Source organism: Streptococcus mitis (genome assembly GCF_003942765.1).
Taxonomy (GTDB): Bacteria; Bacillota; Bacilli; order Lactobacillales; family Streptococcaceae; genus Streptococcus; species Streptococcus mitis_BE.
Map to the genome: position 1 here is coordinate 82064 of NZ_RJNW01000001.1, position 23236 is coordinate 105299.

At 39.6% G+C, this 23236-nt stretch carries 17 protein-coding genes; 2 read left to right on the top strand and 15 right to left on the bottom strand.

The window, feature by feature from the left end; translation table 11 throughout:
- Positions 1-51 precede the first annotated feature (51 nt).
- The 10 genes from glgA to D8849_RS00445 all read right to left on the bottom strand — a co-directional run bounded on the left by glgA (position 52) and on the right by D8849_RS00445 (position 15688).
- Positions 52-1485, bottom strand: coding sequence for a glycogen synthase GlgA (glgA, locus tag D8849_RS00400; RefSeq protein ID WP_125385845.1), 1434 nt, complete (start codon positions 1483-1485; stop codon positions 52-54).
- The gene (gene glgD, locus D8849_RS00405; RefSeq protein WP_125385846.1) at positions 1482-2621 is read right to left on the bottom strand and encodes a glucose-1-phosphate adenylyltransferase subunit GlgD; all 1140 of its coding nucleotides are present in this window, start codon (positions 2619-2621) and stop codon (positions 1482-1484) included. Before glgD ends, glgA begins: the two co-directional genes overlap by 4 nt.
- The gene (locus D8849_RS00410) at positions 2611-3753 is read right to left on the bottom strand and encodes a glucose-1-phosphate adenylyltransferase (RefSeq protein ID WP_020902830.1); all 1143 of its coding nucleotides are present in this window, start codon (positions 3751-3753) and stop codon (positions 2611-2613) included. The genes glgD and D8849_RS00410 overlap by 11 nt, the downstream gene beginning before the upstream one ends.
- Positions 3743-5671 carry a 1,4-alpha-glucan branching protein GlgB gene (gene glgB, locus D8849_RS00415; RefSeq protein WP_125385847.1) on the bottom strand — a complete coding sequence of 643 codons (1929 nt, stop codon included), beginning with the start codon at positions 5669-5671 and terminating at the stop codon, positions 3743-3745. The genes D8849_RS00410 and glgB overlap by 11 nt, the downstream gene beginning before the upstream one ends.
- Before the next feature lie 311 nt (positions 5672-5982).
- On the bottom strand, positions 5983-8262 hold the full coding sequence (gene pulA / locus D8849_RS00420) for a type I pullulanase (protein WP_125385848.1): 2280 nt from the start codon (positions 8260-8262) through the stop codon (positions 5983-5985).
- Between the two features lie 117 nt (positions 8263-8379).
- Positions 8380-10338 carry an NAD-dependent DNA ligase LigA gene (gene ligA / locus D8849_RS00425; RefSeq protein ID WP_125385849.1) on the bottom strand — a complete coding sequence of 653 codons (1959 nt, stop codon included), beginning with the start codon at positions 10336-10338 and terminating at the stop codon, positions 8380-8382.
- Between the two features lie 92 nt (positions 10339-10430).
- A complete protein-coding gene (locus D8849_RS00430) occupies positions 10431-11609 on the bottom strand; it encodes an MFS transporter (RefSeq protein ID WP_120770201.1) in 1179 nt (392 codons plus the stop codon).
- A 79-nt stretch (positions 11610-11688) separates the two neighbouring features.
- Positions 11689-12552 carry an XRE/MutR family transcriptional regulator gene (locus tag D8849_RS00435; protein ID WP_070479064.1) on the bottom strand — a complete coding sequence of 288 codons (864 nt, stop codon included), beginning with the start codon at positions 12550-12552 and terminating at the stop codon, positions 11689-11691.
- A 2-nt stretch (positions 12553-12554) separates the two neighbouring features.
- The gene (locus D8849_RS00440) at positions 12555-14456 is read right to left on the bottom strand and encodes an ABC transporter ATP-binding protein (RefSeq protein WP_125385850.1); all 1902 of its coding nucleotides are present in this window, start codon (positions 14454-14456) and stop codon (positions 12555-12557) included.
- 77 nt (positions 14457-14533) lie between these two features.
- The gene (locus tag D8849_RS00445; RefSeq protein ID WP_125385851.1) at positions 14534-15688 is read right to left on the bottom strand and encodes a DUF4352 domain-containing protein; all 1155 of its coding nucleotides are present in this window, start codon (positions 15686-15688) and stop codon (positions 14534-14536) included.
- 331 nt (positions 15689-16019) lie between these two features.
- On the opposite strand from D8849_RS00445, the gene D8849_RS00450 reads away from it, so the two are divergent.
- Positions 16020-17738 carry a phospho-sugar mutase gene (locus D8849_RS00450; protein ID WP_125385852.1) on the top strand — a complete coding sequence of 573 codons (1719 nt, stop codon included), beginning with the start codon at positions 16020-16022 and terminating at the stop codon, positions 17736-17738.
- 111 nt (positions 17739-17849) lie between these two features.
- On the top strand, positions 17850-18197 hold the full coding sequence (locus tag D8849_RS00455) for a thioredoxin (protein WP_000434637.1): 348 nt from the start codon (positions 17850-17852) through the stop codon (positions 18195-18197).
- Between the two features lie 31 nt (positions 18198-18228).
- Here the strand turns inward: D8849_RS00455 and D8849_RS00460 are convergent, their stop codons facing one another.
- From D8849_RS00460 to mutY, 5 genes are all read right to left on the bottom strand, one after another.
- On the bottom strand, positions 18229-19008 hold the full coding sequence (locus D8849_RS00460; protein WP_125385853.1) for a potassium channel family protein: 780 nt from the start codon (positions 19006-19008) through the stop codon (positions 18229-18231).
- A gap of 85 nt (positions 19009-19093) precedes the next feature.
- On the bottom strand, positions 19094-19903 hold the full coding sequence (locus D8849_RS00465; RefSeq protein WP_000004964.1) for an MBL fold metallo-hydrolase: 810 nt from the start codon (positions 19901-19903) through the stop codon (positions 19094-19096).
- A gap of 1 nt (position 19904) precedes the next feature.
- Positions 19905-21254 carry a cell wall metabolism sensor histidine kinase VicK gene (gene vicK, locus D8849_RS00470; RefSeq protein ID WP_125385854.1) on the bottom strand — a complete coding sequence of 450 codons (1350 nt, stop codon included), beginning with the start codon at positions 21252-21254 and terminating at the stop codon, positions 19905-19907.
- Entirely contained in the window at positions 21247-21954 is a 708-nt protein-coding gene (gene yycF / locus D8849_RS00475) for a response regulator YycF (protein WP_000722072.1), read from the bottom strand. Before yycF ends, vicK begins: the two co-directional genes overlap by 8 nt.
- A gap of 55 nt (positions 21955-22009) precedes the next feature.
- Positions 22010-23185, bottom strand: coding sequence for an A/G-specific adenine glycosylase (gene mutY / locus D8849_RS00480; protein ID WP_125385855.1), 1176 nt, complete (start codon positions 23183-23185; stop codon positions 22010-22012).
- Positions 23186-23236: the final 51 nt, after the last annotated feature.

A 23236-nucleotide genomic window follows, 5' to 3' on the forward strand; every position in this document is an offset into this window, starting at 1 on the left:
CCTCTCTAAATAGCCTAAAAATCGTATGAATTCATCATACGATTTTATCTATTAATTAACTAAACTTTGGTACAAGTCAAGATATGACTTGCAGGCTGTATCCCATGAGAAATCACACTCCATAGCTTGTTTTTGTAGATTTCTCCAAACGTCTGGGTGGTTTCTATACAGGTCCAAAGCTGTTTGGAAAGTCCAATTTAACCAGTAAGGAGATAGATTGTCAAAGCTAAAGCCAGTACCGCTTCCTTCGATTGGATTGAAAGCGCGAACGGTATCTCGCAGGCCACCAACTTCATGGACCAATGGCAAGGTTCCGTAACGCATAGCCATCATCTGAGACAAGCCACACGGTTCAAAACGACTCGGCATGAGGAAGAGGTCACAAGCAGCGTAGATTTCTTGAGCTAGTTTGACATCAAAAGTGATATTTGCTGACAGCTTGTCTGGGTAAATCTGAGCAAACCATGAGAAAGCTCCTTCAAAGGCTGGATCTCCAGTTCCCAAAAGAACAATCTGAACATCATTTTGCAAAATATGGTGAAGACTTTCGACCACCACATCAAAACCTTTTTGACGTGTCAAACGAGAAACAATTCCCACCAGAGGAACGTCAGATCTAACTGGCAAGCCAACTCTCTCTTGTAATTTCGCCTTATTTTGTACTTTTCCAGACAAATCTTCCTGATTAAAATGATAATCTAAAAGGGCATCCGTCTGAGGATTATACAGGTCAGCATCAATCCCATTTACGATACCAGATACCTTACCAGACTCCATTCGAAGAATCTGATCCAAGTTACATCCAAATTGACTAGTCATAATTTCATGAGCATAGCTAGGCGAAACAGTTGAAACACGATCCGCATAGAGAATACCTGCCTTCATCCAGTTCAGACAGTTGTTCCAGCGAAGGGTACCATCCGCATAACGTTCAAAGCCCACTCCAAACAAATCCCATAACATTCCTTCTGAAAATTGTCCTTGGAATTCCAAATTGTGAATGGTTAAAACAGTTTTAATGCCCTCATAGGCTTGAATCCAACGGTATTTTTCCTTCAACAAGAAAGGAATCATAGCTGTATGGTAGTCATGAACATGGAGAAGATCAGGAATAAAGTCAATCCTTTCCATAGCCTCAATGGCAGCCAGTTGGAAAAAGGCAAAGCGTTCTCCGTCATCAAAATCACCGTAAACATGCCCACGGAAGAAATAATATTGGTTGTCAATAAAGTAGAAGGTTACACCATTTAATACTGTTTTCTTAATTCCACAATACTGGCTGCGCCAACCAACACTCACCTCAAAATGAAGAACATCTTCAATCTGATTTCCAAATTTAGCCTCTACCATGTCATAGTAGGGGAGTATTACTGCAACTTCATGTCCCGCTTTTACCAGTGATTTTGGAAGAGCGCCAATGACGTCTCCCAAACCACCTGTTTTTGAAAAGGGTGCACCCTCAGCTGCTACAAATAAAATTTTCATGAATGAATATCCTCTGTTACTTTAGCACCTTTCTTAACCACAACTGGATGTTCTGCAGTTCCACGGATCACAACTCCATCCGCAACTTCCACACCCTTGTCCAAGATAGCATATTCTACCTGAGCACCTTCTCCAATAACAACACGAGGGAATAAGATGCTATCTTTAACCAAGCTATCCTTATGGACATGAATATTACGTGATAAAACAGAATTAGCCACTTGACCTTCAACAATACTACCTGAAGCAAACTGAGATGTACTTACCTTAGATGTATTAGCATAGTAGGTCGGTTCTTCGTTTTTGACCTTTGTATAAATCTTTTGGTTCGGAGTAAAGAGAGAGTAGAATTTTTGGGATTCAAGCATATCTTTATTAGCTTTGTAATAAGACTCTACAGAATGAATATTTGCTAGATAACCTGTGTACTCATAGGCAAAAGCCCCTTCTTTTGCAGCCAAATCCCGTAAAACATAACGCAATTTCTCTGGATGTTCTTTCTTAGCTTCTTCTTCTAAGCGTTCAATCAACCACGGTGTATCGACGACAAAGATATCTGTAGACATATTGTAAACTTCATCTGTTGATTTGCTGTCAAAGAGTTTGTGAGAACGAACATGGTCAGTTTCATCCACTTCCAAGATTGCATTTACTTCTGAAATGTCTTTCTTAGCTAGTTTTTTATAAACTACAGTAATAGGCCCTTTTGTTGTACTGTGTAGGTGGAAAACTTGGTTCAAATCAATGTTAATCAAAACATCACAGTTGAGAGAAACTGTTTGGTTTGAACCGGAACGTTTCAAATAAGTAAGAAGCTGTTGGTAGTATTCTTTTCCAACTGTACTACTTTCCACACGGGTATTGTAAATACCTAGATAGTAATGGCTAAGAAGAGTTGACAAGCCCCACTCACGCCCTGAACGGATATGGTCAAAGACTGAACTGATATTATCTTGTTGGAAAATACCAAAAATACTGCGGACACCAGCATTAGCAAGACTTGAGAGCGGGAAGTCGATCAAACGATATTTCCCACCAAATGGCAAACTAGCTACTGGACGGTGGTCGGTCAATGTTGACATATCATGAAAACCAACTGTGTTTCCTAAAATGGCAGAATATTTATCAATCTTCATCTGTTGCTACCCCCACTACTTCATCATATCCTACAACCTGTACTTCTTCTGTTCCATCAATTTCGACACCATCAGAAATAACTGCACCTTCACCAATAATGGCACGTTTAATTTTAGCTCCCTGACCGACAATTGCACCACTCATGATAACTGAATCTACTACTTCTGCCCCTTCGCGAACTTGCGCACCTGTTGAAAGGATAGAATGTTTAACAGTTCCATCTACAAAACAGCCATCGACGACCAAGGAATCTTCCACGTGAGCATTTGCCCCAAGGAAGTTTGGTGGTGAAATTAAGTTTCTTGAGTAAATCTTCCATTGACGGTTGCGACTATCCAAGGCATTTTCTGGTGAAATATATTCCATGTTCGCTTCCCAAAGCGATTCAATCGTACCAACGTCTTTCCAGTAACCATTAAATTCGTAGGCATAAACACTTTCACCTGACTCAAGGTAATTTGGAATGACATTTTTACCAAAGTCTGACATATCGACATTGCTCTTTTCAGCAGCAACGAGCATATTGCGCAGACGTTGCCAGTCAAAAATGTAAATTCCCATAGAAGCTTTGGTAGATTTAGGTTGAGCTGGTTTTTCTTCAAATTCAACAATGCGGTTATTGGCATCTGTGTTCATAATACCAAAACGGCTAGCTTCTTTCAGAGGAACATCAAGAACTGCGACTGTCAAACTAGCATTATTATCTTTGTGAGACTGGAGCATATCATCATAATCCATTTTGTAGATATGATCCCCAGACAGAATCAAGACATACTCAGGGTTGACACTGTCGATATAATCAATATTTTGGTAAATGGCGTGGCTAGTCCCCTCAAACCAACGATTTCCTTCACTTGCAGAATAAGGTTGAAGAATAGAGACACCAGAATTGATACCATCTAGTCCCCAGCTTGAACCATTCCCGATATGATTGTTGAGAGCAAGTGGTTGGTACTGTGTAATGACTCCAACATTGTTGATGCCTGAGTTGGCACAGTTTGAAAGAGCAAAGTCAATGATACGGTAGCGCCCACCAAATTGCACAGCTGGTTTTGCAATGCTTTGAGTGAGTTTACCGAGACGAGTTCCTTGCCCACCAGCAAGAATCAAAGCTAACATTTCATTCTTCATTTTCTACTCCTTTTTGGTTTTTAGTTGTGACTGTTTTAGTAAGTTTCAAGCGACGTTTGATTTTCCAAATACTTGCTCCCATAGCCGGTAGGGTAAATGTTAAAGTCTGCTCATAATCTTTCCAAAGTCCTTCTTGTGTTTGAACAGTTTGATTATGTTCTTTCCAAACGCCTCCCCACTCTTCTAACTCAGTATTCCAGACTTCTTCGTAAATTCCTGCAACGGGTAGTCCGATTGTAAAATCTTTTCGTTCAACAGGTGCCATGTTAAAGATACAGACTAACATATCATCCTTCTTACCCTTACGGATGAAGGAAAGAACACTCTGGTCTCGATTATCCGCATCGATGATTTCAATACCATCATAGCTGGTATCAATTTCCCACAGACAGCGGTGGTCTTTGTAAAACTGGTTTAGCTGAGAAGTGAAATACTTCATCTTAGCATTCATTGGATCTTCTAGATTAGACCATTCCAACTGTTCTTCAGATTTCCATTCTAGGAATTGCCCATATTCACTACCCATGAAGAGCAATTTTTTACCTGGGTGACAAATTTGGTAAGTGTAGAGATTGCGCAAGCCTGCGAATTGATTATAGCGATCTCCCCACATCTTGTGCATCATACTCTTCTTGCCATGAACCACTTCATCGTGTGAGAATGGTAAGAGATAATTCTCTTTGAAGACATACATAAAGCTGAAAGTCACCAAGTTAAAGTCGTATTTACGATAAATCGGATCTTCTTCATAGAAACGGAGAATGTCATTCATCCAACCCATATTCCATTTGTAGTCGAAGCCAAGACCATCTGAATCCTTAGTGTCAGTAATCTGAGTAGCTGATGAACTTTCCTCAGCTATCATCATAACGTCTGGATGAACTAGTTTAATCACATCATTCAAACGTTTTAAGAAATAATAACCCTCATAGTTGAGATTGCCACCATCCTTGTTAGGTGTCCATGGTGCATCATCGTAATCAAGATAGAGCATGTTGCTAACTGCATCCACTCGAATACCGTCCAAATGGTAAAATTCAATCCAATGTTTGATACTTGAAATCAAGAATGACTGAACTTCATTCTTTCCAAGGTCAAAATTGAGTGCTCCCCAACCGTAGTTATGAGCCTTATTATGGTCTTGGTATTCAAAAGTCGGTGTTCCATCATAATAGGCCAAGGCATCATCATTGATAGTAAAGTGACCAGGTACCCAGTCTACAATAACGCCTATATTGTTTAAGTGACATTCCTCAACAAAATCTTGAAACTCTTCAGGACGACCATAGGCATGCTCTAGAGCAAAGTAACCCATAAGCTGATAGCCCCAACTCAAACCGAGTGGGTGAGACATCAAAGGCATAAACTCAATGTGAGTATAGTTCATCTCAACCAAGTAAGGAATGAGTTCATCTTTCAATTGAGCAAAACTATAGGGGCTGCCATCAGGATTTCTCTTCCAAGAGCCAGCATGAGCCTCGTAAATATTGACAGGACGCTCTTCAAAGCTCAAGCGTTTTCTACGGGCTAGCCAGAGACCATCCTTCCATTTCTTTTCTGGAATATCTGTTAAAATAGCACCAGTCCCAGGTCGTGCCTCATACCGTACAGCCAAAGGGTCAATCTTCATCAGCTGATGACCATTTGCACGTGTGATATGGTACTTATAAATTTGGCCGTCTTGAGCAAGACTGGAAAATACTTCCCAAACTCCAAATTCATTCCGTTCCATCGGAATTTGATTTTCAACCCAATTGGTGAAATCCCCTACCAAGTGAACAGCCTGAGCATTAGGCGCCCACACACGAAAAGTATAGCCATACTCTCCATTTTTTTCTTCCCTATGAGCTCCCAGATAGTGCTGGAGGTGAAAATTTTCACCTGTTACAAAGGTTTCTAAAGCTTTTTTCTTATCCATACACCCTCCTAATTCTGTAAGCGTTTTCTATAGATTTATTATACTACCTTTTTAGAGAAGATTCAAGTAAATTACGGAATTTGCAAAAAAATCTTTTGAAAGTCTTCAACAAATTCACTGATGTGTTCACTTGTAAATCAAGAAATTTTCAGAAAAGCTTTGAAAACGAATTGTTTTTTATAATAATATCATAAAGTTCGTTATTTAGCTAACAAAAATATAATTTAAAGTAAAAAATAAATCAGGAAACGAATCTCCTGATTTTATTAACAGATAAAGCACCACAAATGAATGTAAATTGTAAATCTATTCTACAAAACTTTAAAGACGCTGGCACTGACGCCACCAACCATGTCTTTATCACTTAAATGGCTATTGGTCACCAATAGTTCTAGATTTCCAGCATTTTCAAACTGGAAGTCTTGCCCTTTAGCATTAAATACAACCAGTAAATGTTCTTCCCCTTGAATCTCATAGACAATCCAACCACTATGTTCGTGGGCTGAATGAACAAAGACATGATGGTAAATGTCATCATAAGTTGGGTAAGAAAAGGCACTGGTTTCTGTCTTCAATCGAATCATCTGACGGATAAACTCAATACTGTCTTGACGCTCATTAAGCAAGTCCCAGTTCACTTGGTTCACACTGTCAGGAGCATTATAGCTATTCATAGCACGTTCTCTATCATCATGGGTCAGCTCACCATTTTCACCAGTCGCAACCAGTTTGGTACGTCCAAATTCTTGACCAATTTCCATAAAGGCCATCCCTTGCATGAGTAGGTTCATAGCTGTGGCTGTCTCAACCTTGCGCATGATTTGCTCTGAACTTTGGTCTGGATGTAGGGTCGCCAACAAATCGTGAAGATTGTAGTTGTCATGGGCTTCCACATAATTAAGTACTTGATTTGGATGTGTATAGGTTCCTAATTCACGGCTACCTAGGATTGCTTTGGCTAGAATTGGCTCTGTCGCAGCACCACTAACAAAGCCTGACTTGATAGCACCATAAACTTCTCCACCTTTTACAGCATCACGCTGATTGTCGTTAAAGAAACCGATATTTGGCATCTGGTAGGCATTGTCTTTCTTTGCCTTGTCATAAGGTGCAAGACCTGTTCCCATATCCCAACCTTCTCCATAAAGGAAAATGTTAGGGTCAATTTCATCCAAGCTCTGACGAATCATCTGCATGGTCTTAACATCATGAATCCCCATCAAATCAAAACGGAAGCCGTCAATATTGTATTCCTGCACCCAGTATAGAAGAGAATCAATCATATACTTGCGGAACATTTCATGTTCGCTGGCTGTTTCATTTCCAACACCCGTTCCATTTTGGAAGGTACCGTCTGGATTCATACGATAATAGTAATCAGGGACAGTTGTTTGGAAAGGTGCATCAACAACTGAGAAGGTATGGTTATAGACCACATCCATAATGACACCAATGCCAGCATCGTGATAGGCTTGAACCATGGTCTTTAAGTCGCGAATGACCTGAGCTGGATCCTCTGGATTGGTTGAAAGGCTCGTTTCTGGTGCATTATAATTTTGTGGATCATAACCCCAGTTGTAGGTTACATTCCCATCCGCATCATATTCTTTGTGACGATCTGCAATTGGTTGCAATTGAACATAATTATAACCCAGCTTCTTGATGTAATCAAAAGCGGTTGACTGACCGTACTGGTTAACCGTTCCAGTCTGAGCAGCACCCAAGAAAGTTCCTCGAAGCTGTTCATCTACACCTGAGGTCGATGATTTAGTCAAATCACGAATGTGCATTTCACAAATAACTGCCTTACATGGATTTGCCAAGCGCCAAGTAGCCTCCGAACCGTGCTTGACCTCAAAGTTTTCAACTTGCTTTTCTGCATGGCTAAGGATAGCTGAACGTTTGCCGTCAGGACTGGTCGCAATTGTGTATGGGTCGCGTGTCAGTGTTTGGTGATGAGGGAATTGGACTTGATACTGATAAGCCTTACCAGTCAAATCTTCCTCAACATCCAAACTCCAGACACCGATTGTATTGTCTTTATGATTATAAGAGTAGCTATTGCCTCTTTCCATATCAAAAGTTTTCCAAACAGGTGCGTCATTAGCAGCTGATTCATAAACGACTATCTGCACTTCTGTCGCTGTTGGAGCCCAAAGAGCAAAATGAGCTTGATTATCCTCTACACGGCAGCCCAATTCCCCTTGGTAACCCCAATGATGATCAAAACTAGCACTGTTAATGGCCTTATCAAAGGCAAAAGGATTTTGATTTTTATAGAAAGGACTTGCAATAGCAGGATTTTCAGAGTAATAAATCCTGTCATCCCCTTCCAAAATCCAGACCTCTGTTAAGAGGGGATAGTGATTAAATCGGATAGCATATTCTTTACTGGTTTGGCCTGTATGAACGACAAAATTCAAGCTTTCTAGGGCATGAGCACTTGGGTGTTCAAAACTAAATAAAGCGCCAAAATAATCTTCTTTGTAGGTCAGCAAATCAATTCGCTGGTCCTGACTTTTTACAAAAGAACAAGTGTCGTATTCTCCATTCTTGCGATGGTAATGAATGCGCATAGGGTAATTAAACATTTTTTATTTTTCCTTTTTACTTTTTAATTTGTTTCTATTTCACTAATAAATTCTTGACCGATTTTGTCCCGATTAACAAACTAGTTATACTGTCTAAACTCTGTTTTTAAACGATCATTACAGACTTTCTAGCCAAGCTTCATCTCGAACCTCGATACCAAGTTCTTGTGCCTTTTGAAGTTTACTTCCAGCATCTGCTCCTGCCACGACGAGGTCGGTCTTTTTAGAAACACTACCTGTCACTTTGGCACCCAGACTTTCGAGTTTACTTTTAGCTTCTGAGCGCTTGAGCCGTTCCAATTTTCCAGTCAATACAACGGTCAAGCCTGACAAGGCCGCATTCGCAACTACTGTCTGACCTTTATAATACAGATTGACCCCAGCTTCTTTCAACTCGTCTAAGAGAATCTTCGATCCTTCTGTAGCAAAGTAAGTCTGAAGACTCTTGGCAATCACACCACCCAGACTTTCAATACTAGCCACTTCCTCTGGATCTGCCTGCGCCAGATTTTCGATTGAATGAAAATGTTGAAGTAACAACTGACTGGCCTTGCTTCCGACATGACGAATTCCCAAACCAAACAAGAGTTTCTCGGCAGAATTTTCCTTAGATGCTTGAATGGCTTGATACAGTTTAGCAGCGGACTTTTCCTTAACCCCCTCTAAAAGGAGGAAATCGTCTTCTTTCAAACGGTAAATATCTGCCACATCCTTGACTAGATTAGCAGCAAAGAGTTTCTCAACTATAGAAGGACCAAGGCCTGTAATATTCATGGCATCTCGAGAGGCAAAGTGAATCAAGCCTTCCATGATTTGAGCAGGGCAACGCGGATTGATACAACGGAGAGCCACTTCATCTTCAAAGTGCAACAAATCAGAGTCACAACTTGGACAGTTTGTAGGGATATCCAGTTTTTCTTCAGAAACCCGTTTTGACTCTACCACACGTAAAACAGCAGGGATGATATCTCCAGCCTTATAGACGATAACCGTATCGTCTTTGCGGATATCTTTTTCAGCAATATAATCCACATTGTGTAGAGTCGCACGGCTAACAGTTGTCCCAGCAAGCTGAACAGGAGTCAGATTTGCAGTTGGAGTCACAACACCCGTACGGCCAACTGTCCAATCAACTGATAAGAGTTGAGCTTCTTTTTCTTCAGCAGGAAACTTATAGGCTACTGCCCACTTTGGAGCCTTAACGGTAAAACCAAGTTCTTCTTGGCTTGCTAGGTCATTGATCTTGATTACAACTCCATCAATATCATAAGGCAGATTTTCCCGTTCCTGTCCTACTTCTTGGATAAAATTCCAAATTTCATCTATGTTTTCTGCCAAGATACGCTTAGGATTGACCACAAAACCTAGTTGTTCTAGGTGCTTCAAAACCTTTTCTTGACTATCACGAGTTGAAGGGCTGGCTTCTTGATAGAGGAAAGTGGCAAGATTACGCTTGGCAACTACTGCTGTATCCAGCTGACGCAGTGTTCCTGCTGCTGCATTACGAGGATTAGCAAATTCAGGCTCTCCATTTTCTTGGCGAGCTTGGTTAACCTGGTCAAAAGAAGCGCGTGGCATATAACATTCCCCACGAACCGTGATATCTAGTTCTTCTGGCAAGATCAATGGAATGTCCTTAACACGTTTGAGATTTTCTGTTATATTTTCACCAATAGAACCATCTCCACGTGTTGCCCCAGCAACCAAAATCCCCTTTTCATACGTCAGCGAGATAGACAAGCCATCGATTTTCAGCTCACAAATATAGGTCGGATGAGCCACTTCCTTACGAACACGCGCATCAAAAGCTTCAAGCTCCTCACGTGAAAAAGCATCCTGCAAACTATAAAGAGGATACTGATGACTGTATTTTTCAAAACCATCTAAAATCTTGCCACCAACACGATGGGTAGGACTATCTGCTAACACTTGATCTGGATAGGCAGTTTCTAACTCAACCAACTCTCGGTAAAGGCGATCATACTCACTGTCTGAAACCGACGGATTATCGCTGGTATAGTACTCAGTCGCATAGCGATTGAGCAAGGCGACTAACTCATTCATTCTTTTATTCATAAAACCATTTTACCATAAAACAAGCCCTCCTCACAAACGAGAAGGGCGGAAAAAACACTTAGATTGGAATTATTTTTGAAGTCCAAGCAAACTTATGTCTCTTTTTCAAAATGAGTTCGAACATATCCGAGAGCTAAGAAAGATAAGGCTACAACTCCAAGTCCAATAATCAAGAAAGAATAAAGATGAACACTTGGAAGCAAGGTCATCAAACCTTTCGCAATCGGCATAAAGAGAATAGCTAGTGTAAAAATGGTACTCAATACCCTACCCAGATATTCTCCATCAATCTTGGTCTGTACCTGTGTAAAGAAGTGAATATTAAAAATCGTCATAAAGAGTTCACAAATCAGGTTTCCAGAAAAGGCTAAAATATTGGGTAGTGGCAAACCCATCATGAAAACTCCTACTCCTGTTAAAATCAATAAGAACAAAAGTGTATTCATACTTGATTTAAATTTATTTGCTATCAGTGCTCCTATAATTGAGCCAATCGCACCCATGGTTAAGATAGTCGCATAAGCTCCTTCTACTCCATATAGTTTATTTGAAAAAGGAAGCAAAAACTCAAAAGCCGCAAAAAAGAAATTAACGCTGGAAGCCACTAACAGAAGAAAGAAAATCTCTTTTTGATGCCAGATATAGTGCAAGCCATCTTTGATATCCGCAAAAATATCTTTCCCAGTAAAAGGTTTCTTATCTTGAACCATTGGTTCTTCTTTTGGAAGTAAGGCCACTAGAACAAATGCTATAAAAAAAGTCAAAGCATCTAGTAAGAGCGTCAGATGGAGACTTGCGAATTGTAAAACCAGAAAAGAGAGTACAGGGGAACTCACACTGACAACCTGCAAGACCAACTCCAAACGAGAATTGTAGAGGACCAGTTCATCCTTCTCTACTAATTCTGTGATAATGGCCTTATTTGCAGGTCTAGAAAAGGCAAAAGCAATAGCCTGAACAATGTTGGCAAAAATCAAAGCCCCAATCATCCAGCTATCATTCCTTATGAAAGAAATAGCCAGACAAAGAATTCCACAAACAAGGTCTGCCGCCATTAAAATCTTACGACGAGAAAAACGGTCTGAAATGACTCCACCAAAGGGATTTACGAGAATAGATGTGACGAGTTCAGAGATCTGATACATTCCTAAAACTGTCTGTCCGATAGTTCCCATGGAAGCCAACCAAACACTATTTCCATAATCATAGAGCATATTCCCTATCTTGTTAACAGCTCCACGGCTAATCAACTGTACTGCATAGCGATTCATATAAAAACTCCTCTCAAATTTTGAAACTATTGTATCAAAACTGAAAGGAGCTTTTTATTTTTTCCCTTATTTGGGAAAATTAATCTTTGACAAATTTTTCGTAGTGTTCTTGATAGTAGGCTACTTGCTCTGGAAGACCTAGTAGGTCAAAAATACGCAAGGCCTCTTGCATCTGCTTACAGCCTTCTTTACACTGTCCTTTTTGGTACAAGGAAAAGCCTTTTAGATAATGGAAAATATTACGCTCATACAGTTTGATCCCTTTACCAATAATCTTCTCTGTATAAGTCTCAAAATAGCTTGCATTTTCGAAAGAAAGATGCTCTAAACAATGCTGGTAACAATTAAGGGCTAAAATCAAGACCAGTTTTCTATGGCGACCAATTTCTTGATAAAATCCCTCCCTCTCCATAACTTCTCTACCAATCCGAGTGACATAGTCCACATCGTAGAAACTATAGAGGTTCCCGAAAAGAATCAACTCATACATGGTCCATTCTTCTGTCTTAAAGAGATAATCTGCTACCTTATCTAAATCATCCTGCTCCATATGATAACTCGAATCTCTTTGACAAATCAGACCTTGTAGCAAAATCCAGTTCAGCTCAAAATAAAGGGGATTCGTCGAACTCTTAGCCTTTTCAAGTTGTTCTCTTTGAAGCTTTTGAAAACCTGCAATATCATTTGAATAGTAAAGGGGCACAATTTGTCCCATCATGGCAACATGTTCATGATAATGGAAATCCCTAGCCTTATCCATGAAATTTTCGATTGTGACATGAATGTTATCCAAAATCTCAAAGAAACGTGAAACTGCTATATCAGACTCCCCAAGCTCAAATCGAGATAACTGGGAGGTTGAACAGGACTCCCCTGCCGCCTCCTTTAAAGAATAATTTCTACTTGTTCGAAATTCACGAAATACTTTTCCAAGATGTTCCATCTTTACACCTGCTCTGATAATTCTTCCCATTCAAGCATGGCTTCTTCCTGACGGTGGCTGATTTTGTCCAGCTCAGCCTGCAATTCCATGAGTTTACCTGCATCGTTTGTTTCCAACATTTGTTCAGAAATGGCTTGGCTTTGACTTTCTAACTCTTCTATTTCAGCTTCTAGATTTTCAATTTGTCGCATGAGTTTGCGAACCTCTTTTTGACTTTCTTTCTGGGCTTGGTAGTCATTGACTGGACTTGCTTCTTTTACTTGATTGCTAGTTGAAGCTTCCAAAGCCTGAGTCATTTCTACTTCTGCTTTCTTCTCAACATAGTAGTCGTAGTCTCCAAGGTAGAGAGTCGAGCCATTCTCAGACAATTCCAAAACATGAGTTGCCACACGATTGATAAAGTAACGGTCATGGCTGACGAATAGAAGAGTTCCATCAAAGTCAATCAGGGCATTTTCCAACACTTCCTTGCTATCAATATCCAAGTGGTTGGTTGGCTCGTCAAGGATCAGGAAGTTGTTGTTTTCCATAGATAATTTAGCTAAAAGCAAACGAGCTTTTTCGCCACCTGACAGCATGCCAACTGATTTTTTTACATCATCTCCTGAGAAAAGGAAGGCACCTAGACGGTTACGGATTTCAACTTCTGGTGTCAGTTTAAAATTATTCCAAAGTTCATCCAGTACAGTATTACTTGGTGTCAGCTTGCTTTGGGTTTGGTCATAGTAACCAACCTCAACATTAGCGCCAAAGCGCTTCTCACCATTGATAAAAGGAATCTGGTCCACAATAGATTTGATAAAGGTTGACTTTCCAATGCCGTTTGGTCCAACAATAGCAACAGCATTCATCTTACGAAGGTCTAGGTTGATAGGCTCTGACAGGACTTCCCCATCATAGCCAATAGCCGCATTTTCAACAGTCAAAACAACATTGCCCGACGTTTTTTCAGACTGGAAGGTCATGTTGGCTGATTTCTTGCCAGCTTCTGGCTTGTCCAAACGCTCCATTTTTTCTAGTTGTTTACGACGAGATTGGGCACGTTTAGTCGTTGAAGCTCGGACTAGATTGCGGTTGACAAAATCTTCCAGAGCGGCAATTTCTTTTTGTTGCTTTTCATAGTTTTTTGCTTCAGTAGCTAGCTTTTGCTCCTTCAACTCGACAAAACGAGTGTAATTGCCCACATAGCGATCCAAGGAATGCTTGGTCAAATCTAGCGTAATTGTCGCAACCTTATCCAAGAAATAACGGTCGTGGCTGACAATAATGAGGGCACCGCTATAATTTACCAAGTAATTCTCTAGCCAGGCTATGGTTTCAATATCCAAGTGGTTGGTTGGCTCGTCCAATACCAATAGATTAGGCTTTTCAAGGAGCATTTTAGCAAGCGCCAGACGAGTATTTTGACCACCAGACAGCTCAGCAATTTTCATCTGCCACATAGACTCGTCAAACTTGAATCCATTCAAAATCGCTCGAATATCAGCTTCATAAGTGAAACCACCTGCTTGGCGAAAATTCTCAGATAAGCGGTCGTAATCTGACATCAGTTTATCCAAATCAGCACCAGACTTTTCTCCCATCTCTAGCTCCATCTGACGAAGTTGTTTCTCCGTACGACGCAAGTCATCAAAGACATGAATCATCTCATCGTAGATGGTATTTTCAGACTCAAAACGGCTATCTTGGGCTAAGTAAGACAGAGAAATATCTTTTTTCTTATTGATTTCTCCACTAGTTGGCTCCTCTTCTCCAACTAAGATCTTTAAAAGAGTAGACTTACCTGCCCCGTTTTTCCCAACAAGGGCTATCCGATCACGTTCATCAACTTGTAGGTTAATATTATCAAAAAGAACCTCTCCTGCAAAAGAACGTTCAATTTTATTAGCTTGCAAAATAATCATAAACCTATTTTACTATCTTTTTCTATTTTATACAAATGCAATAAAAAAGTTCAAGTTTAAAACTCGAACTTTTAATATTAATAACCAACCCCTCCACGGAATGTGCGAGCCATATCGTTTAAATCATAGTTCTTAGAAGAAGTGTCAATGGTCCATTTCCCATCTTTTTTACTCATTTTAATTTCATACCCCTCTTTTCTCATACTATCACTAGTATCTAGAGGAGTAGACTCAAATTGGCTTGGAGCATTTTCTAGAATATACTTCTCACCAGCTTTCATAGCTTCTGAATAGTTACCATATTTTCCTTTATTTTCTTCGTAGAATTTACGGCTTAGTTCAAAAACATTTAAGTTATCCAAGTCAATTGTTTCTGGTCTTACATAGATAACTGCATAGTCAGGCAAATAAGTTTTTACTTTGTATTCTACCTTTGCTCGTTTAGCATTAGCTTTGATATATCCTTCAGCAAAGGTGCGGAGTTCTGAATCTGAAGGTTTGTAGTTATAAAAACTTTTTCCGAATGATTCTGTAAATTTCTTAATGAATTCTTCCCGATCAGCTTTAACATCATTAGTGAATTCTTCTCCACCATCAGATGATTTTTTATCATCTGCAAGGGGAACAACTTTAGACTTATTGTCAGTAGTGCTTAGTTTTTTCCCACCACCTGAGCTTTCCCCATCAAGGTAGACCGCATCAACATACTTTTTCATTACTTCTTTAGCTTCATCAATATGATCTTCGTACTTACTTGGATCAACTTTGATAGCTACGTCATTATTCTTATTAGATTTTTCTTTGATATCTTCATAGAAGCTAGGTGCAAAATGAAGCTCATATTTAGCATTTTTATCAACTTCATAGACAACATAGCCAGCTACACTTTTTCCTTTAGAAATACTATCCCCATAATCCATGAATTTAGTTTTACTGTCACTATCATACATTTGAATTGGTTCTACTTTTTCATCTTTTTCATTGTAAAGAGTGATATCGCGGCTAGTGAAACTGAACTGTTTGTCACGATTGTTTTTGATTTCTACTTGAAGTGCAAGATAGTTTGAAGATGAATTTTCATCCTTAGGCAATACAAACATTCCATCTTTAACAGATATTTCAAAGTTAGAATTTGATGCAGTACCGTTGTCGCTGGCTTTTTTCGAAGTTCCACAAGCAACAAGTGCTAAAGCTGATAACAATAAAGCAGAATGCTTAAGAATTTTTTTCATAATAGAATGTCTCCTTTTATTATTACTGATATTATACCATAGGTATAATAATATTCAAAACAGAAAACCGAATGTTTAAAAAAATCTAAAAATTATAGAATTCTTTCTAAAATTGGTGGAACAAATTATAAATGCCTAACTAATCACTAAATGTTTTTTTTAAAATCTATTTCCTATGCTTATACAATAGAAAACCAGAAAACTAAATCTGATAGATATCGTGAGGAAAATGATTTATTAAAGTAGTGACTCTCATGCTAACGTTTTACTAAAACGCTAAAAAGTGCTATAATGTGAACGGTTAAAACAATTTACAAAAAGGAGAATTTCAATGTCTTACCAAGAAAATTACCAGAAATGGGTTGATTTTGCGGAGCTTCCTGACTACCTTCGTCAAGATTTGGAAAATATGGATGAAAAAACGAAGGAAGATGCCTTCTATACAAACCTTGAATTTGGTACTGCAGGTATGCGTGGCCTGATTGGTGCTGGTACAAACCGCATCAACATCTACGTTGTTCGCCAAGCTACTGAAGGATTGGCTCGTTTGATTGAGTCAAAAGGTGGAAATGAAAAAGAACGTGGTGTGGCAATTGCCTACGATAGCCGTCACTTCTCACCTGAGTTTGCCTTTGAATCTGCGGCAGTTCTTGCTAAACACGGCATCAAATCTTACGTATTTGAAAGCCTTCGTCCAACTCCGGAACTCTCATTTGCAGTTCGTCACCTCAACTGTTTCGCAGGTATCATGGTCACAGCCAGCCACAACCCTGCTCCATTTAACGGTTACAAAGTATACGGTGAAGACGGTGGACAAATGCCTCCACACGACGCGGACGCTTTGACTACTTATATCCGTGCAATCGAAAACCCATTTGCAGTTGAAGTTGCTGATGTGGAAACTGAAAAAGCTTCTGGCTTGATTGAAGTTATCGGCGAAGCTGTTGACGTAGAATACCTCAAAGAAGTCAAAGACGTAAACATCAACCCAGCCTTGATTGAAGAATTTGGTAAAGACATGAAGATTGTCTACACACCACTTCATGGTACTGGTGAAATGTTAGCTCGTCGTGCTCTTGCCCAAGCAGGATTTGACTCTGTTCAAGTCGTTGAAGCACAAGCAACTGCTGACCCAGACTTCTCAACTGTAAAATCTCCAAACCCAGAAAGCCAAGCAGCCTTTGCCCTTGCTGAAGAACTTGGTCGTCAAGTTGGTGCAGATGTTCTTGTGGCAACTGACCCTGATGCTGACCGTGTTGGTGTTGAAGTTCTTCAAAAAGATGGTAGCTACCTCAACCTTTCAGGTAACCAAATCGGTGCTATCATGGCTAAATACATCTTGGAAGCCCACAAAAACGCTGGAACTCTTCCAGAAAACGCGGCTCTTTGCAAATCTATCGTATCAACTGACTTGGTAACGAAGATTGCTGAAAGTTACGGCGCAACTATGTTCAACGTCTTGACAGGTTTCAAATTTATCGCTGAAAAAATCCAAGAATTCGAAGAAAAACACAATCACACTTACATGATGGGATTTGAAGAAAGCTTCGGTTACTTGATAAAACCATTCGTACGTGATAAAGATGCTATCCAAGCTGTTCTTGTCGTTGCTGAACTTGCTGCTTACTATCGTTCACGTGGTTTGACTCTTGCTGACGGCATCGAAGAAATCTACAAAGAGTACGGCTACTACGCAGAAAAAACTATCTCTGTTACCCTTTCAGGTGTCGATGGTGCAGAACAAATCAAAGCGATTATGGCTAAATTCCGTAATAATGCTCCAAAAGAATGGAATGCAACAGCTATCACTGTCGTAGAAGACTTCAAAGCTCAAACAGCTACTGCTGCTGACGGTTCTGTTACAAACTTGACAACTCCTCCAAGTGATGTGTTGAAATACACACTTGCTGACGGTTCATGGATTGCCGTTCGCCCTTCAGGTACAGAACCAAAAATCAAGTTCTACATTGCAGTTGTAGGTGAAACCAACGAAGAATCACAAGCTAAGATTGCTAACATCGAAGCAGAAATCAATGCTTTTGTAAAATAAAGACCTATAAAAGATGAGACTAACCAATCTCATCTTTTTTTCGTATCAAATCTAAGCAATTTTAGAAACTTTATGGCATACTAGACTTATCAATGAAAGCGAGGTAATCTCATGGAACAATTTTTAGATAATATCAAAGACCTTGAAGTCACTACAGTTGCGCGTGCGCAAGAAGCTCTTGATAAAAAAGAAACTGCAACCTTCTTTATCGGTCGCAAAACTTGCCCTTACTGCCGTAAATTTGCTGGTACCTTGGCAGGTGTCGTAGCTGAAACCAAAGCTCACATCTACTTCATCAACAGTGAAGAACCAAGCCAACTCAATGAGTTACAAGAATTCCGCTCACGCTACGGAATTCCAACTGTACCAGGCTTCGTTCACATTGCAGATGGACAAATCAATGTCCGTTGCGACTCTTCAATGTCAGCACAAGAAATCAAAGAATTTGCAGGATTGTAAAAAAGCCACTCATCGAGTGGTTTTTAAATGGTCAAAATTGCGTTTTTTCAAGCAAATCTTGTATCATTCTATGTAGTTCTTCTATCTTCTCAGATTGCTTCTCAAGTAGTATTCTCTGACTAGACAATTCATCTTGGAGTTTATCAAGTTTTATCTGTTCATCTGGATTATCTTTTACAAAAAAGTTCGTCAAGGCACTCGTTAACATTCCTATTGTTCCAATACCAACAAGCATTAATAAAACAGCTAACCATTTACCAAAGATCGAAGTCGGAACAATATCCCCATAACCAACTGTCGTTACAGTCACAAGAGCCCACCAAAGACTTTCTGAAAAAGATTTTTCTTCAACTACAGATAAAATTGAACTTCCTACTAGAACAATAAAGATATTAACATAAAATATATAAATCAGGCCATTTGTCCGTAAGAATTTACTAATTTTTCTTTCTAATTTACCTGTAAGTCCAATTATTCTAAGTAAACGAGTCAGTTTCAATAATTTTGTCAGTCTTGCTAAGCGGAAGATACGCCCTAATCGAAATACTGTAAAAATAGCATTTAAAGGAAGGATAGCTAGCAGATCAAAAATATTTTCAATTATGAATCGCCATTTCCCTTTACTTAAAAAGAACCGCAAACCATAATCTACCACAAACACAAACCAAAGTAGTAAGTCAATAATACTGTATGGAGGACTGTCTAAATCAATCATTTCAGCAAATCCAAGCAAGACTAGAACAACAGATATCAACGCAAGGATGATAATCGTTGTGTCATAGTAATCCTTAAATAACCATTTTCTTTTCACATCATTTCTCCTATAACATTTTTAAACATTATACCACACCAAATCGCTACTAGATAAATAAAAAAGAAGGCCCTCGCCTTCTTTTTTATATATCTGTCAATGGTGTTGCAGTATCTGGTGAGGTATCATATACCTTAAAATCTACTCCAACTCCCAGATCAGCTTGTGCTAGCTGGTTGACCATAGTCATGTGTGCCAGTTCCTTGATATTGTTTTCCTTAGATAAATGCCCAAGATAGATCTTCTTAGTGCGGTTTCCCAAGGTACGAATCATAGCTTCAGCACCGTCCTCGTTAGAAAGGTGACCAAGATCCGATAGGATTCGTTGTTTGAGTCGCCAAGCGTAAGAACCTGCTCGCAAAATCTCTACATCATGGTTGGACTCGATAAGATAGCCATCTGCATTCTCGACAATTCCTGCCATACGGTCACTCACATAACCTGTATCAGTCAACATTACAAAACTCTTGTCATCCTTCATAAAGCGATAGAACTGCGGTGCGACTGCATCATGGCTTACACCAAAACTCTCGATGTCAATATCTCCAAAGGTTTTGGTTTTACCCATTTCAAAGATATGCTTTTGCGAAGAATCCACCTTGCCAAGATACTTGCTATTTTCCATAGCCTGCCAGGTCTTTTCATTGGCATAAAGATCCATACCATACTTGCGAGCCAAAACTCCTACTCCATGGATATGGTCAGAATGCTCATGCGTAATCAAGATGGCATCCAGGTCCTCTGGTTTGCGGTTAATTTCAGCAAGTAGGCTGGTAATTTTCTTACCAGACAAGCCTGCATCCACTAAAAGTTTCTTTTTTGGGGTTTCCAGATAAAAAGAATTTCCACTGGAACCCGACGCTAAAATACTGTATTTAAAGCCTGTTTCACTCATTCTAGTCTTCTCCTTCGTCCTCCCATACTTCTTCTTTCACTGCATCCTTATCATAAGGGAGCACGATGGTAAAGGTTGATCCCTTACCGTATTCACTTTTGGCCCAAATAAAGCCCTTATGTTGTTTGATAATTTCTTTAGCAATAGACAGTCCCAATCCTGTTCCACCTTGGGCACGACTTCTAGCACGATCCACACGATAAAAACGGTCAAAGATACGTGGTAAATCCTGCTTAGGAATACCCAAACCTTGGTCTGAGATAGATAAAATCATCTGATCATCAGTTGTCTTCATGGTCACTGTGATTTTCCCACCATCTGGTGAATACTTAATGGCATTGTTAAGAATATTATCAATCACCTGCGTCATTTTGTCTGTATCAATTTCAATCCAGACAGACGTAATCGGATAATCTCTAACCAATTCGTATTTCTTCTCTTCATCTGATCCCCTCATCTTATCAAAACGGTTAAGGATAAAGGTAATAAAGGCAGTAAAGTTAATCAGTTCGACATCTAGATGACTGGTTGCATTATCAATACGTGAAAGATGGAGAAGATCTGTCACCATTCGCATCATACGGTTAGTTTCATCAAGAGATACCTTGATAAAGTCTGGTGCGACAGGTTCTGACAAGGCTCCCTCATCCAAGGCTTCAAGATAGGATTTTACGCTGGTCAGAGGTGTCCTCAACTCATGACTAACGTTGGAAACAAAGAGTCTCCGTTCCCGTTCTTCCTTCTCCTGCTCCGTCGTATCATGCAAAACTGCAACCAAACCTGAGATAAAGCCAGACTCTCGACGAACCAAGGCAAAACGTACACGAAGGCTCAGATATTCACCATTGGCATCCTGAGAATCAATCATAAGCTCAGGAACTTGGGTAATCAAATCACGAAGTTCATACTCATCTTCAATCTCAAGCAATTCTAGAATACTTTTGTTTAGAACATCTTCTTTCTGAACACCTAACTGTTTCTTAGCCATGTCATTAATCATGGTAATCTTGCCACGACGATTGGTCGCAAGGACTCCGTCCGTCATATAAGAGAGGATACTATGTAATCGTTTACTCTCTTGTTCCAGATTTTCTTGAGTCAAACGGATTACTTCTGATAAATCATTGAGATTATTGGTAATATTAGTGATTTCAGAGCTTCCCTGCATATCCAATACCTGAGAATAGTCTCCTGCAATCAGGTCTTTCACCTTTTGATTAATTTGCTTCAACCGAATATTATCTCGCCGATTTTCTAGCAAAAGCAAGGTAACAATCAAGATAAAACCCAATAAAATTAAAATGAAGATAAAATCACTAGTAAGAATATTTTTTCTAATAAATTCAATCATTATTTCTCATATAATAACCAACACCGCGACGTGTTAGGATATACTCTGGACGACTTGGTGTATCTTCAATCTTCTCACGCAAACGTCTGATAGTTACGTCAACTGTTCGAACATCTCCGAAATAATCATAACCCCAGACCGTTTCAAGCAAGTGTTCACGCGTAATCACTTGACCGATATGAGAAGCCAAGTGGTACAAGAGTTCAAATTCACGGTGGGTTAAGTCTAGTTCTTCACCGTATTTTTTAGCTACATAGGCATCTGGTACAATCTCCAAGTCCCCAATTTGCAAGGGTTGGGTTTTCTTTTCATCTGACTCTTGATTATCTACAGAAACCAAGTCCGTGCGACGGAGAAGAGCTTTAACACGCGCCTGCAACTCACGATTTGAGAAGGGTTTGGTTACATAGTCATCTGCACCAAGCTCTAAACCGATAACCTTATCAAATTCACTGTCTTTAGCTGAAAGCATGATAATAGGTACACTACTAGTCTTGCGAATAGTCTTAGCAACTTCTAAACCATCAATTTCTGGAAGCATCAAATCCAGAATAATAATATCTGGTTGCTCTGCTTCAAATTGTTCTAGCGCTTCACGACCATTAAAAGCAGTTACAACCTCGTAACCTTCCTTGGTCATATTAAACTTGATAATATCCGAGATTGGTTTTTCATCATCTACAATTAATATTTTTTTCATTTGTTCACCTTTTTCTCTACTATTATACCAAAAAAATAAAAAGAAGACACAATAGCTAGTCTTTGCTACTGTCTAAGTTGGCTTGTGCATAAGCCTGCCAGATTTTTTGTTGGGGTTTGGCAAGTGGAACATTCTTGAATTCTTCTGGTGAAAGCCAGCGAACTTCCCTATCTGAAAAATCATGGAAATCACTCACTTGCCCTGCTACAATTTGAACATGCCACTTGCGATGACTAAAGACATGCTTGACAGTCTCAAAACAAACATCAAGCCAATCAACTTCTAAGTCATAGTCCTGCTGAAAACTCTCCTCTGGACTGGGACCAAACTTAACATTTTCTTCTGCACCCTGATGAAAGAGGTCAAACTGCTCTTCTTGCGAAAAGTTATCAACTTCTATCAAAGGGAAATGCCAAAAGCCTGCCAATAGCTTTTCGCTTTCATTTTTTTCAAGTAAAAATTGTCCCTGAGTATTTTTTACCACCAAGGCTTTCAGATAAATGGGAACTGGCTTTTTCTTGGGAGCCTTGATTGGATAACGGTCCATTGTGCCATTCTGATATGCCGCACTAAAGTCCTTAACTGGGCTTTCTTCTGGTCTGGGATTTACAGGAGCCTCAATATCCGAACCCAAGTCCATCAAGGCTTGATTAAAGTCTCCCGGACGTTCTGGATCAATCAATATTTCCATCATTGCCTGAAAAATTTTACGATTACTTGGAATCCCAATATCGTAGTTGACTTCAAATAGACGTGCCAGCACTCGCATGACATTACCATCTACAGCCGGCTCAGCCAAGTTAAAAGCAATACTGGAAATAGCTCCTGCTGTGTAAGGACCAATCCCTTTCAAACTGGAAATTCCTTCATAGGTGTTTGGAAATTGGCCACCAAAGTCAGTCATAATCTGCCGAGCTGCAGCCTGCATATTGCGTACTCGAGAATAATAGCCCAAACCTTCCCAAGCCTTCAACAAACGTTCTTCAGGCGCAGTTGCCAAACTTTCCACTGTTGGAAACCAATCCAAGAATCGTTCATAATAAGGAATAACTGTATCCACCCTAGTCTGCTGGAGCATAATTTCAGAGACCCAGATATGATACGGATTCTTACTCCTACGCCATGGTAAATCTCTTTTGTTTTCATCATACCAGGCAAGAAGTTTCTCACGGAAAGAAACAATCTTCTCATCCGGCCACATGACGATACCGTATTCTTTCAAATCTAACATATCTCTAGTATAACACAGAAGATTCTAACTGTCCTTTTCCTAGTATTAGTA

Excerpts from the sequence above, each read along its gene's own strand:
- ligA (WP_125385849.1), bottom strand. The coding sequence starts at position 10,338 with ATGAATAAAAGAATGAATGAGTTAGTCGCCTTGCTCAATCGCTATGCG.
- pulA (WP_125385848.1), bottom strand. The coding sequence starts at position 8,262 with ATGTTTAATTACCCTATGCGCATTCATTACCATCGCAAGAATGGAGAA.
- D8849_RS00450 (WP_125385852.1), top strand. The coding sequence starts at position 16,020 with ATGTCTTACCAAGAAAATTACCAGAAATGGGTTGATTTTGCGGAGCTT.
- mutY (WP_125385855.1), bottom strand. The coding sequence starts at position 23,185 with ATGTTAGATTTGAAAGAATACGGTATCGTCATGTGGCCGGATGAGAAG.
- D8849_RS00430 (WP_120770201.1), bottom strand. The coding sequence starts at position 11,609 with ATGAATCGCTATGCAGTACAGTTGATTAGCCGTGGAGCTGTTAACAAG.
- vicK (WP_125385854.1), bottom strand. The coding sequence starts at position 21,254 with ATGATTGAATTTATTAGAAAAAATATTCTTACTAGTGATTTTATCTTC.
- D8849_RS00410 (WP_020902830.1), bottom strand. The coding sequence starts at position 3,753 with ATGAAGAATGAAATGTTAGCTTTGATTCTTGCTGGTGGGCAAGGAACT.
- yycF (WP_000722072.1), bottom strand. The coding sequence starts at position 21,954 with ATGAAAAAAATATTAATTGTAGATGATGAAAAACCAATCTCGGATATT.
- glgB (WP_125385847.1), bottom strand. The coding sequence starts at position 5,671 with ATGGATAAGAAAAAAGCTTTAGAAACCTTTGTAACAGGTGAAAATTTT.
- D8849_RS00465 (WP_000004964.1), bottom strand. The coding sequence starts at position 19,903 with ATGAGTGAAACAGGCTTTAAATACAGTATTTTAGCGTCGGGTTCCAGT.
- D8849_RS00445 (WP_125385851.1), bottom strand. The coding sequence starts at position 15,688 with ATGAAAAAAATTCTTAAGCATTCTGCTTTATTGTTATCAGCTTTAGCA.
- D8849_RS00455 (WP_000434637.1), top strand. The coding sequence starts at position 17,850 with ATGGAACAATTTTTAGATAATATCAAAGACCTTGAAGTCACTACAGTT.
- D8849_RS00440 (WP_125385850.1), bottom strand. The coding sequence starts at position 14,456 with ATGATTATTTTGCAAGCTAATAAAATTGAACGTTCTTTTGCAGGAGAG.
- D8849_RS00435 (WP_070479064.1), bottom strand. The coding sequence starts at position 12,552 with ATGGAACATCTTGGAAAAGTATTTCGTGAATTTCGAACAAGTAGAAAT.
- glgA (WP_125385845.1), bottom strand. The coding sequence starts at position 1,485 with ATGAAAATTTTATTTGTAGCAGCTGAGGGTGCACCCTTTTCAAAAACA.
- glgD (WP_125385846.1), bottom strand. The coding sequence starts at position 2,621 with ATGAAGATTGATAAATATTCTGCCATTTTAGGAAACACAGTTGGTTTT.